This is a genomic window from Pseudomonas sp. LBUM1659 (assembly GCF_059716045.1).
In genome coordinates this window covers 379,541-391,450 of the sequence record NZ_CP166797.1, presented here as the reverse complement: position 1 = coordinate 391,450, position 11,910 = coordinate 379,541, and the positions used below count along the sequence as shown (strand labels likewise).

Here is an 11,910-nt window from a genome sequence, read left to right as displayed (position 1 = left end):
GCCGACAGTCGGAGAGGCCCAACCTACAAGGCCGCGTCGATTTTCTTGGCTGCGTCTTCGCTCACCCACGCGTGCCAGACTTCAGGATGTTCCTTCAAGAAGATCTTGGCCAGTTTTGGCGACTCGATCCGCTCTTTGGTCATGCGCCCCAGGTTCTGGTTGAGGATGTCGATTGGCAGGTTGACCTTTTCCAGCACGGCCACCAGTTCCGGTGCTTGTTCGTAGAAGGTCTTGGACAGGCCGACCTTGATGGTCACGCTTTTATCCACGCCTGGCTTTTCTTCGAGCTTGACCAGGTCAACCTGGCCCATCAGCGGGGTTGGCGACCAGTAGTAGAACAGGATCGGCTCGCCACGCTTGTAGCTCGACAGCACCGCCGCATCCAGCGCCGGGCCGGTGCCTGGGCGGAAGTTGGTGTAGGTGCTTTCCAAGCCGTAGCTCTTCAGCATTTCGCTGTTGTCCAGCTCGCAGGTCCAGCCGGCCGGGCAGTTGTAGAAACGGCCCTTCGACGGTTCTTCCTGATCCTTGAACACGGCGGCGTATTTACCCAGATCGGCGATTGCTTTCAGGTCTGGTGCTTTGGGTTCCAGCTTGCGTTTGGCGTCGCCTTCGATCACGTAGCGCGGCACGTACCAACCTTCGGTCGCACCCACGACTGGAGCGCCGACACCGACCACTTTGCCGGCCTTCTCGGCCTTGTTCCAAACTTCGCTGCGGCCGACCCACTCTTCAGCAAACACTTGAATGTCGTTGCTGCTCAGGGCGTTTTCCATGGTGATGGAGTTGCCCGGCAGGCTGTCGGTCTTGCAGTCGTAGCCTTTCTCCAACACGACTTGCAGCACGTCGGTCAGCAGCATCGCGCTTTCCCAGTTCAGACCGGCAAATTTCACCGGTTTGCCCGATTCGCACCAGCCGGCAGCCTGAGTGGCGCCGGCACTGGCGAGCAGGCCCATGGAAAGCAATGTGGTCAGCAGGGTCTTGTTCGATTTCATTGTAGTGACGCTCCTAATCATGAATGGGCTTACGGCAGTCAAGAGGCATCCAGCCCTGTCCACGTCCAATCAGGCCTGCGCAGCAGCGCGACCGGCCCCGCTTGTTCTGAGTGCTACAACGTTTGACGTTGGAGTTAGCCTGCTCGCGATAGCGGTTTTTCAGTCAACAGAGATGTTGAATGTGCTGACCCCATCGCGAGCAAGCTCGGCTCCTACAGGTACTTCTGCGTTATTTGCCGGTGATCATCGGCAGGTTCAGCCCTTGTTCCTTGGCGCAGTCGATGGCGATCTGGTAACCGGCATCGGCGTGACGCATAACGCCGGTCGCCGGGTCGTTGTGCAGAACGCGAGCAATACGCTCGGCCGCTTCATCAGTACCGTCGCAGACAATCACCATGCCCGAATGCTGGGAGAAGCCCATGCCAACACCGCCGCCGTGGTGCAGGGACACCCAGGTCGCGCCGCTCGCGGTGTTGAGCAGGGCGTTGAGCAGTGGCCAGTCGGACACGGCGTCGGAGCCATCCTGCATGGATTCGGTTTCGCGGTTCGGGCTGGCGACCGAACCGGAGTCCAGGTGGTCGCGACCGATCACGATCGGCGCAGACAGCTCGCCGCTACGCACCATTTCATTGAACGCCAGACCGAGCTTGGCGCGCAGGCCCAGGCCAACCCAGCAGATACGCGCCGGCAGACCCTGGAAGCTGATGCGCTCGCGGGCCATGTCCAGCCAGTTGTGCAGGTGGGCGTCGTCCGGGATCAGTTCTTTTACTTTGGCGTCGGTTTTGTAGATGTCTTCGGCGTTACCCGACAGTGCAGCCCAACGGAACGGACCGATACCGCGGCAGAACAGCGGACGGATGTAAGCCGGTACGAAACCCGGGAAGTCGAATGCGTTCTCGACGCCTTCTTCTTGGGCCATCTGACGGATGTTGTTGCCGTAGTCGAAGGTCGGGATGCCCATTTTCTGGAAATCCAGCATCGCTTTAACGTGCACAGCCATCGATTGCTTGGCGGCTTTGACCACGGCAGCCGGCTCGGTCTTGGCGCGAGCGCGGTACTCTTCCCAGGTCCAGCCGGCTGGCAGGTAACCGTTGAGCGGGTCGTGGGCGCTGGTCTGGTCGGTGACCATGTCCGGGCGCACGCCACGACGAACCAGTTCCGGCAGAATTTCTGCCGCGTTACCCAGCAGGGCGATGGAAATGGCCTTGCCTTCCTTGGTGTATTTGGCGATGCGGGCCAAAGCGTCGTCGAGGTCGGTGGCTTGCTCATCGACATAACGGCTGTTCAAGCGGAAATCGATGCTGACCTGCTGGCATTCAATGTTCAGCGAGCAAGCGCCAGCCAGGGTTGCGGCCAGAGGTTGCGCGCCGCCCATGCCGCCGAGGCCGGCGGTCAGGACCCAACGACCTTTCAGGTCATCGTTGTAGTGTTGGCGACCGGCTTCGACGAAGGTTTCGTAGGTACCCTGGACGATGCCCTGGCTGCCGATGTAGATCCAGCTGCCGGCGGTCATCTGGCCGTACATGGCCAAGCCTTTGGCGTCGAGTTCGTTGAAGTGTTCCCAGCTCGCCCAGTGCGGCACCAGGTTGGAGTTGGCGATCAGCACGCGTGGTGCGTTGGTGTGGGTCTTGAACACGCCGACCGGCTTGCCGGATTGCACCAGCAGGGTCTCGTCGTCGTTCAGGTTGGTCAGGCTTTCGACGATCTTGTCGTAGCATTCCCAGTTACGTGCCGCACGACCAATGCCACCGTAAACCACCAGTTCTTTAGGGTTCTCGGCGACTTCCGGGTCGAGGTTGTTCATCAACATGCGCAGCGGCGCTTCGGTCAGCCAGCTTTTGGCGGTCAGCTTGTTACCGCGAGCGGCACGAATTTCTACGTCACGAAACTTGGTAGGTTTCTGGGTATTGTCAGTCACGAAAAAGACTCCTCAGCGATCAATTCAAACCAACCCGGGCAGTGGGCAAGCCAGCCTGTGCGCATCGTCGCGCCACAAGCGAATCAGTGGACGCTGCGGAGAGTCTCGATCGACTCATACGCATACGTCTTTACTTGTACATACAAGCATATGCAATCAAGCGGCCAACTTGTTGGATGGCTGTTCAAGAAAAGTTCTTTGAAGACTTGAAAGCTTGTAAATCAAGGGCTTGGAGGGTGATGAAATTTTTCGGGGGGATGTTGCGTAAGGGGGAACGGCTGTTACTTGAGCGTGGTTTTGCGCCACGCTGGGGCGTTCGGTAACAAGTTGGTGCGCTTTAGGGAACAGGATGTGTGAATGGCTTTTGTGGCGAGGGAGCTTGTCGGAACGGTGCGGCGTTCCGACAAGCTCCTCGCCACAGTTAGATGTGTGCGGTCAGCTCAATCACGCAGCATGGGCCATTGCTGGAGACTTCAATCAGCCCGGTGTTACCCTCGAACTGCAGGCAATCGTGGCGACTGAGTTGTGATGGGCTGTTACCGACTTTCACTTCCAATGCCTCAGCGATGCTGAACACCAACACCGTGCCCGCCGAACTGAAAAACCGTTGCTCACCCGCCAACCACTGCAACCGCGCGCTATAACGCTGCGGCGCAAAAATCAGGTTGAAATCGCGGATCGGCCCGCCGAGCAGGGTGCACGACACCTCACTCTCACCGCTGAAAGCAAACGGGGTCAGCGGTAACAGTGGAGGCGTGTCCTGACCATCCACCTTCAAGGTCATGCCGTCACCTTGCAGCACGGTGATGACGCGCTCATAACCGGTGAACGTCGAGAAACCGCCCGACTCGCCGATGTCGGCAATCGACAGACGCCAGCCGAAACCATCGAGGCCAGTGCCCGCATCGCGGGTGATTTCTTCAGTGCTGCCACCGCCGTTTTTCCACGGCATGCGCGGGTAATCTTTTGCCCGTAGAACCTTTAATTGACTCATTTGTGAAACCGACCTTCCAGACGATGACGGGAACCTGGGTGGATCAGGCGGGCGGCGGTCACTGGCTGACGGCCGGACCAGGTGCGGCGGCGAATCAGCAGGCACGGCTCGCCCTTTTCAATCTGCAACAGCTTGCACTCGGACGCCTCGGCAAGAATCGCCTCGACCACATGCTCGCCTTCGGTCAGCGGCGCCACCTGGTTCAGGTAGGCGTAGGGCGTTTGCAAGGTGAAGTCTTGCTTGAGGTAGTCCGGGGCCACCAGCGCATTAACGAAACGGTCTTCGATTTGCACCGGGATATCGTTCTCGAAGTGCACGATCAGCGAGTGGAAAACCCTCTGCCCTTCGCGCATATCCAGTGCCAGGGCGCGCTCGGAACCGGCGGCCTCTTCTTCGAGGGTGATCACCTTGCAGGTGTGGCGATGACCACGAGAAGCAATCTCGTCGGCGATGTTGTGCACTTCAAACAGCGCGGACTGGCTTTTCGGCTCGGCAACGAACGTACCCACGCCTTGCATGCGCACCAACAGACCGTCGGCGGTCATTTCGCGCAGGGCGCGGTTGATGGTCATACGACTGAAACCGAGCTGGCTGACCAGTTCGCTTTCCGACGGCACGCGATAGTGCGGCGGCCAGTTTCCACTGTCGATTTGCTGGGTGATCATCTGTTTGACGCGGGCGTACAAGGGCGCCGGACTGTCGCCCATGTTCGCGGCCAACGGTGACACTGGGGGCGGAGTCGGCACGGTTAATCCTTGTTCATTTGATAAGAGTTGCTAGCTTGCCGGAGTTTACCGAGCAGGCAAACGTCTGTATATGTATATACAAATAACACACGATGGGGTGCTGAACCATGTCCGCCTTCTTTGCCGAACGCGCGCTGCTGCCTAGTGGATGGGCCAACAATGTACGTCTTGAGGTCAGCGCCGAGGGCGTATTGACCCATCTTCAGGCCGATTCCCAACCAGATGGCGCTGAACGGCTGAGCGGTCCGCTGCTGCCGGGCATGCCGAATCTGCACTCCCATGCGTTCCAGCGGGCGATGGCCGGGTTGGCGGAAGTAGCGGGCAATCCGAACGACAGTTTCTGGACCTGGCGCGATTTGATGTATCGCCTCGTCGGAAAAATCAGCCCGGACCAACTCGGCGTTATCGCCCGTCAGCTGTACATCGAAATGCTCAAGGCCGGGTACACCTCGGTCGCGGAATTTCATTACGTCCACCACGACACCAATGGCCAACCCTACGCAGACCCTGCCGAGTTGGCGCTGCGCATCAGCCAAGCCGCCAGTTCCGCCGGTATCGGTTTGACCCTGCTGCCGGTGCTCTACAGCCATTCCGGTTTCGGCGGCCAGACGCCGAACGACGGGCAGCGCCGCTTTATCAATAGCACCGAAAACTACCTGAAACTTCAGTCGCGTTTGCAGCCGATTCTGGCCCGGCAACCGGCGCAGTCGCTGGGTTTGTGCTTCCACTCGTTACGCGCCGTGACACCACAGCAAATCAGCGAAGTGCTGGCCGCCAGCGACAAGCAATGCCCGGTGCACATCCACATTGCCGAACAGCAAAAGGAAGTTGATGACTGCCTGACCTGGAGCGGTCGTCGCCCGCTGCAATGGCTGTACGAAAACACTGAGGTCGATCAGCGCTGGTGCCTGGTTCACGCCACTCACGCCAACGCGGAAGAAGTCACGCTGATGGCCAAGAGTCGCGCCATTGCGGGTCTGTGCCTGACCACCGAAGCCAACCTCGGCGACGGGATTTTCCCGGCGGTGGATTTCCTCGCTCAGGGAGGGCGCATGGGTATCGGTTCCGACAGCCACGTGTCCTTGAGTGTGGTGGAAGAATTGCGTTGGCTGGAATACGGCCAGCGTCTGCGCGATCAGCGGCGTAATCGGTTGTATGGCCCGGATCAACCGATGATCGGCCGCACGCTTTACGACGCGGCACTTGATGGAGGTGCTCAGGCACTGGGTCAGCCGATTGGCGCGTTGGAAGTGGGCAAGCGTGCGGACTGGCTGGTGCTGGACGGAAACGACCCGTACCTGGCAACGGCCAGTGGTGACGGGATTCTGAATCGCTGGTTGTTTGCTGGCGGCGATCGCCAGGTTCGTGATGTGCTGGTCAATGGCCAGTGGGTTGTGCGTGACGGGCGCCATGCCGGGGAAGAAGAAAGCAATCGCGCATTCACCCAAGTCCTGCGCGAACTTTTAGGCTGACCCAAAACCCGTAGGAGCTGGCTTGTCGGATCGCCGCACCGCAGCGATGGCGAACTGTCAGGCAACATTGCTGTTGAATTTGACGACCTCATCGCTGGCAAGCCAGCTCCTACAGGGTTTGCGCGATCAGTTCGAGGTCTTGGCCATCTGCGTCTCCGACGCACGCCAGATCAGCCGCGAAGTGTCGTAACCCTGCTGACGCGCCTTGCTCAGCAGTTCCTCTCGCACCACACCATTGACGGTCGGGGTCCGCGCCAACAGCCACAGGTACTTGCGACTCGGGTCGCCAACAATGGCGGTCTTGTAGTCGTCGCTGACGTACAACACCCAGTATTCGCCTTTCGCCACACCCGGAATCAGACGAGAAAACCAGGTATCGAACTTGACCCACAACTTGTCGGCTTTGCCTGGCACCTGTGGATAAGCCGTGCCCTTGACCTCTTCCCACTGCCACTGCGCCGTCAGGCAGCGGTTCAATATCGCCATGTTACCGTCAGGCTTGAGGGTGTAATGGGCTTCGGATTGGGCGCAGTCACGCTGGAAATACATCGGCAGGCGAGCCAACTCGTACCAAGTCCCCTGGTAACGCTTGAGGTTGACGCTGTTGACGGTTTTTGGCGCCAACGGATCTGGGCCAGAAGTGGCACAACCAGCCAATACCAGGCCGGCAAAAAGTACGAGTAATAACCGCTTCATTGTTTTTCTCCCGTGGGCGCATCGCCCCGGTTTACTTCAGGCCTTGGCCGGAAAACATCAATACTTTGTCACCGGCAAACTGCACGCTGATAAAGCTGTTTTTGTCGCCCCATGTGCAACTGGACATACCCAGTGCGCCCGAGCAATCAGCAGGCTTACCCAGCAACGTTTCAACCTCGGCCTTAGGCATGCCGGTCGAAAGCTTCGAGTAGTTTTCCTGATTGACCTTGCTGCATGCGGCCAACAACACGCAGAACGACAGCAAGGCGATAGATCGCAGCGACATGTGAAACTCCTGGGACGAAGGGGAATGGCATGGCTGCCAAGCAGAACCTTAGAAGAGAAAACCCCCATCTGGTTCCCTTACCGTCGCGCTATTTATCGGGCCGCTCGTCTGCCTTTTTTCGAAAAATCAGCCACCTTCCTGAGCCAATGAGTATTTCGTCAGTTTTTGCAAAAAGACGCCTAATCTTTGGCGCTGGCCAGTCGACATAGAAGCAGCGTAAAGCCCTCGACTGTGGCAATTGACGCCCCCTCGCTGACAAGTCCTTCCGCGGTAGTGCACTTAATGACCAGAAACATGAAATTCAGCCACAAGATCCTGCTGGCAGCCGCCCTCGTGGTCGCCGTTGCGTTCGCCTGCTTTATCCTGTTCAACGACTACCGCCAGCGCCAGACCCTGCGCAGCAGTACCGAATCCTCGATGCAGGAACTCGGCAGCCTGACCACCAGCAACATCCAGACCTGGCTGGAAAGCCGCATCCAGTTGCTGCAATCGTTGTCCCAGCAGATCACCGTCGACGGCAGCGCACAGGCCAGCCTGAAACGCGCCATCGACCTGCCGGCTTACACCAGCAACTTCCAGCTGAGCTATTTCGGCGGCACTGACGGCGTAATGTTTTCGGTCCCGGCGGGCAATCGTGCCGCCGACTACGACCCACGCGCCCGTGGCTGGTACAAGGCGGCCAACAGTGCGCAAAAGACCATCGTCACCGAACCGTACATCGCCGCGTCTTCCGGCAAACTGGTGATTACTGTCGCCACACCCGTGAAGTATCAGGGCCAGATGATCGGCGTTGCCGGCGCGGACATCGACCTGTCCAGCGTCAGCGCGATCATCAACTCGCTGAACTTCGGCGGCCACGGCCATGCGTTCATCGTCAGCGCCGACGGCAAGATCCTGATCCACCCGGACAGCAAACTGGTGCTCAAAGGCCTGGCAGACGCCTACCCAAATGGCGCGCCGAAAGTCAGCCCGGGCATGAAAGAAGTCGAGCTCGACGGCAAGACCCAGTTCATCTCCTTCACCCACGTCAACGGCGTGCCGTCGGCAGACTGGTACGTGGCACTGGTGCTGGATCAGGACACCGCGTTCTCGATGCTCAGCGAATTTCGCACCTCGGCGATCATCGCCATGGTCATCGCTGTGGTAATCATCATTGCCTTGCTGGGCATGTTGATCAGCGTCCTGATGCAGCCGCTGCTGACCATGGGCCGTGCGATGCATGACATCGCCGAGGGTGAGGGTGACCTGACCAAACGCCTGACCATCCACGGTCAGGACGAATTCGGCGCGCTGGGCACCTCGTTCAACCGCTTTGTAGAGCGTATTCACACCTCGATTCGCGAAGTGTCTTCGGCCACCGGCCAAGTCAACGAAGTGGCGCTACGCGTCGTGGCCGCGTCGAACTCATCGATGTTCAACTCCGACCAGCAAGCCTCGCGCACCAGCAGCGTTGCCGCAGCGATCAACGAACTGGGCGCCGCCGCCCAGGAAATCGCCCAGAACGCCGCCCTCGCCTCGCAGCACTCCAGCGATGCCCGCTCCCTGGCCGAAGACGGCCAGCAAGTGGTGGATAAAACCATCGCCGCAATGCAGCAGCTGTCGGCGAAGATCAGCGATTCGTGCGGCAACATCGAAACGCTCAACAGCAACACCGTGAACATTGGGCAGATTCTGGAAGTGATCACCAGCATTTCCCAGCAAACCAACTTGCTGGCGCTGAACGCGGCCATCGAAGCGGCCCGTGCCGGTGAAGCAGGACGCGGTTTTGCCGTGGTGGCGGATGAAGTGCGCAACCTCGCCCACCGCACTCAGGATTCGGCGCAGCAAGTGCAGAAGATGATCGAAGAGCTGCAAGTCGGCGCCCGCGAAGCGGTGAGCATCATGACCGACAGCCAGCGTCAGAGCGAAAGCAGCGTCGGCATCGCCAACCAGGCGGGTGAGCGACTGGGAAGTGTGACGCAGCGCATCGGTGAAATCGACGGGATGAACCAGTCGGTGGCGACCGCGACTGAAGAGCAGACCGCTGTGGTGGAGTCGATCAACATCGACATTACCGAGATCAATACGCTGAACCAGGAAGGCGTGGAGAATTTGCAGGCGACCTTGCGCGCGTGTGCGGATCTTGAGCAGCAGGCCGCGCGGTTGAAGCAGTTGGTCGGTAGTTTCCGGATCTAAGGCGCTCTTGCGGGCCCCTTCGCTGGCAAGCCAGCTCCTACGGGATCTTTATCGCACTGGAGATCCGATGTAGGAGCTGGCTTGCCAGCGAAGGCGGCATCAGCCGCATTGAATCTCTAATACCTGGATCAATGCCCGTTGAGAAAACGCCGGTCGGCAGCACCTGACGCAGGACTGAATTAAGACTAAACTCGGTCCTACTCAACCTGGCGAGGCTCACTCCATGAAGCTTTCATCTCAAATCAAGCCAATCAGCTACCTGAAAAGCCATACAGCAGAAATCGTCAAATCGATTACAGAAAGCCGTGAGCCCTTGGTCATCACCCAAAATGGTGAAGCAAAGCTCGTGGTAATGGACGTGAAAAGCTTCGAAGAGCAAGAAGACACGATGGCCCTTTTAAAACTCTTGGCAATGGGTAATCGTGAGATTGAAGAAGGCAAATTTCGCGATGCCGAAGACGTCTTCGCTGAACTGGACAAGGCCGACCATCAATGAGTTTAAAGGTCGTCATTCTTCAGTCCGCCGAAACAGACTTAAAAGAACTTCGTACCTATCTCATCAAACAGTTTTCCACCCAAACCTGGCAAAGCACCTATACCTCTTTGAAATCAGCCATCCGCCACTTGGGGGCGCAGCCCTATTCAGGATCAATCCCTGAAGAAATCGAGAAGCTCCACCTCAGACAGTACCGACAAATACTTTCAGGAATGAACAGGATCATTTATGAAGTACGAGACCAAACGGTCTATGTCCACATCATTGCAGATACTCGGAAAAACCTGCCAACACTACTGATGAGGCGCCTGTTTCAAGGGAATCCGTAAGTTCGAGGCCCATCGCGTCTAAAAATGCGAGCCTGGCCTGCTGAGAAACTCCAACTCCTCAGTCGTAGACTCCCGCCCCAACATCGCATTGCGATGCGGAAACCGCCCAAACCGCGCAATCACGTCCCGATGCCGCTCGGCATAATCCAGATTATCGGCAAACACCGCCCGATCAGGCTCCGGTTGCTGCGCCACCAATTCGATGAACCGCGAAACGGCTTCGTTCTGCACTGCCAGGTGCTCGCAATGCTCCAGCACCAGGTAGATAAACACCCGCTGAATCGGCTGCAACTGCCGATCAAAATCCGCAGCAATGCCTTGCGCCACCAGTGCCTGAGCCCTGAGATCGCCAGAAAAGGATTTGGGAGTATCGCGATAGATCATTCGCGGGAGTTGATCGAGCAGCAGCACCAGAGCCAACCAACCTTCGGGGCGTTGCGCCCAGTCAGTCAGTCCACCGGCCAGTGCCTGCTCGACCCGGTCCCCGAAACGCGCCTGCGCTTCGAGGTCCTGGCTGTCGCGCTTGCCGAACCATAACTTGCCCTTGTCAGTCGCCACTTCGTCAGGCGATTCGGCCTTACCGAACCACCAATCGAGCAACGGCTGCCAGGGTGCGGTCATGGTTTATTCCTTGTGGTAAGCCGTGACGCGTTCGACTTCTTCTTTCGAACCCAGGAACACGGCGACACGCTGGTGCAGGCCGTCAGGCTTGATGTCGAGGATGCGCTGATGGCCATCGGTGGAGGCGCCACCAGCCTGTTCAACCAGGAACGACATCGGATTGGCTTCGTACATCAGACGCAGCTTGCCCGGCTTGGATGGCTCGCGGCTATCGCGCGGGTACATGAACAGACCGCCACGGGTCAGGATGCGGTGCACGTCCGCAACCATCGCGGCGACCCAGCGCATGTTGTAGTTCTTTTTCAGCGGGCCCTCTTCGCCCGCCAGCAATTCGCCGACGTAGCGTTGTACCGGCGCTTCCCAGTGACGCTGATTGGAGGCGTTGATCGCGAATTCCTGAGTGGAGGTCGGGATCTTGATGTCTTCATGGGTCAGCACGAAGCTGCCCATTTCACGGTCCAGGGTAAAGCCTTTGACGCCATCACCCAAGGTCAGGATCAACATGGTCTGTGGACCGTAGATCGCGTAACCGGCAGCCACTTGCTCGGTGCCTGGCTGCAGGAAAGCCTTTTCGTTCAAGGGCTCGTTCTGGCTCAGGTATTCGTTCGGGCAACGCAGCACCGAGAAGATCGTACCGACCGGCGCGTTGATATCGATGTTCGACGAACCGTCCAGCGGGTCGAAAACCAGCAGGTACGCGCCTTTCGGGTATTTGCCCGGGATCTGGTAGGCATTGTCCATTTCTTCGGACGCCATGCCGGCCAAGTGACCGCCCCATTCGTTGGCTTCGAGCAGGATCTCGTTGGAGATCACGTCGAGTTTCTTCTGCACTTCACCTTGGACGTTTTCAGTGCCCATGCTGCCCAGAACACCACCCAAGGCGCCTTTGGACACGGCGTGGTTGATTTCTTTGCAAGCACGCGCCACCACTTCGATCAGGAAACGCAGATCGGCAGGAGTGTTGTTGCTACGGGTCTGCTCAATCAAATAGCGACTCAGGGTAACGCGGGACATGGAAGGCTCCGGTGGAATGGGGGGCTAAAAACCCGCGCAGTTTAACGCGAGTCGAGGCGCATTTCCTCCTATCAGACGTGATACACCCAAGAGAGTTCATGCGCGGGGTTTAGCGTAGTTCGAAACGGGGCGGATGTGGACCGGCGGCAGGTGGCAGATTCGAGTACTTGG

The 11,910-nt window shown here is 58.5% G+C and carries 12 protein-coding genes and 1 pseudogene; 5 read left to right on the top strand and 8 right to left on the bottom strand.

Annotation, left to right across the window (positions count from 1 at the left end):
• Positions 1-23 precede the first annotated feature (23 nt).
• The 4 genes from ACA048_RS01790 to hutC form a co-directional block, all read right to left on the bottom strand.
• A complete protein-coding gene (locus ACA048_RS01790) occupies positions 24-992 on the bottom strand; it encodes an ABC transporter substrate-binding protein (RefSeq protein ID WP_497627695.1) in 969 nt (322 codons plus the stop codon).
• Positions 993-1,221: 229 nt separating this feature from the next.
• Complete coding sequence (hutU, locus tag ACA048_RS01785) at positions 1,222-2,910, bottom strand: urocanate hydratase (RefSeq protein WP_497627694.1); 1,689 nt, start codon at positions 2,908-2,910, stop codon at positions 1,222-1,224.
• 421 nt (positions 2,911-3,331) lie between these two features.
• Positions 3,332-3,904, bottom strand: coding sequence for a HutD/Ves family protein (locus tag ACA048_RS01780; RefSeq protein WP_497627693.1), 573 nt, complete (start codon positions 3,902-3,904; stop codon positions 3,332-3,334).
• Positions 3,901-4,611: a histidine utilization transcriptional repressor HutC gene (gene hutC / locus ACA048_RS01775; RefSeq protein WP_154505298.1), complete on the bottom strand. Its 711-nt coding sequence runs from the start codon at positions 4,609-4,611 to the stop codon at positions 3,901-3,903. The genes ACA048_RS01780 and hutC overlap by 4 nt, the downstream gene beginning before the upstream one ends.
• A 146-nt stretch (positions 4,612-4,757) precedes the next feature.
• On the opposite strand from hutC, the gene ACA048_RS01770 reads away from it, so the two are divergent.
• Complete coding sequence (locus ACA048_RS01770) at positions 4,758-6,122, top strand: formimidoylglutamate deiminase (protein ID WP_497627692.1); 1,365 nt, start codon at positions 4,758-4,760, stop codon at positions 6,120-6,122.
• Between the two features lie 126 nt (positions 6,123-6,248).
• Here the strand turns inward: ACA048_RS01770 and ACA048_RS01765 are convergent, their stop codons facing one another.
• Complete coding sequence (locus tag ACA048_RS01765; protein WP_497627691.1) at positions 6,249-6,818, bottom strand: lipocalin family protein; 570 nt, start codon at positions 6,816-6,818, stop codon at positions 6,249-6,251.
• A gap of 31 nt (positions 6,819-6,849) precedes the next feature.
• Complete coding sequence (locus ACA048_RS01760; protein WP_497627690.1) at positions 6,850-7,104, bottom strand: hypothetical protein; 255 nt, start codon at positions 7,102-7,104, stop codon at positions 6,850-6,852.
• A gap of 282 nt (positions 7,105-7,386) precedes the next feature.
• Here ACA048_RS01760 and ACA048_RS01755 point away from each other — a divergent pair.
• The 4 genes and pseudogenes from ACA048_RS01755 to ACA048_RS01740 all read left to right on the top strand — a co-directional run.
• Positions 7,387-8,421, top strand: a pseudogene (locus ACA048_RS01755) (HAMP domain-containing protein); the annotation flags it as partial.
• 93 nt (positions 8,422-8,514) lie between these two features.
• Positions 8,515-9,279, top strand: a complete 765-nt coding sequence (locus ACA048_RS01750; RefSeq protein WP_497629787.1) for a methyl-accepting chemotaxis protein — start codon at positions 8,515-8,517, stop codon at positions 9,277-9,279.
• Between the two features lie 223 nt (positions 9,280-9,502).
• Positions 9,503-9,775: a type II toxin-antitoxin system Phd/YefM family antitoxin gene (locus ACA048_RS01745; RefSeq protein ID WP_497627689.1), complete on the top strand. Its 273-nt coding sequence runs from the start codon at positions 9,503-9,505 to the stop codon at positions 9,773-9,775.
• Positions 9,772-10,104, top strand: coding sequence for a type II toxin-antitoxin system RelE/ParE family toxin (locus ACA048_RS01740; RefSeq protein WP_497627688.1), 333 nt, complete (start codon positions 9,772-9,774; stop codon positions 10,102-10,104). The genes ACA048_RS01745 and ACA048_RS01740 overlap by 4 nt, the downstream gene beginning before the upstream one ends.
• An 18-nt stretch (positions 10,105-10,122) precedes the next feature.
• Here ACA048_RS01740 and ACA048_RS01735 read toward each other — a convergent pair whose 3' ends face one another.
• Both ACA048_RS01735 and ACA048_RS01730 read right to left on the bottom strand, forming a co-directional pair.
• Positions 10,123-10,725 carry a DUF924 family protein gene (locus ACA048_RS01735; RefSeq protein ID WP_497627687.1) on the bottom strand — a complete coding sequence of 201 codons (603 nt, stop codon included), beginning with the start codon at positions 10,723-10,725 and terminating at the stop codon, positions 10,123-10,125.
• A gap of 3 nt (positions 10,726-10,728) precedes the next feature.
• Complete coding sequence (locus tag ACA048_RS01730; protein WP_129439239.1) at positions 10,729-11,739, bottom strand: class 1 fructose-bisphosphatase; 1,011 nt, start codon at positions 11,737-11,739, stop codon at positions 10,729-10,731.
• Positions 11,740-11,910 lie beyond the last annotated feature (171 nt).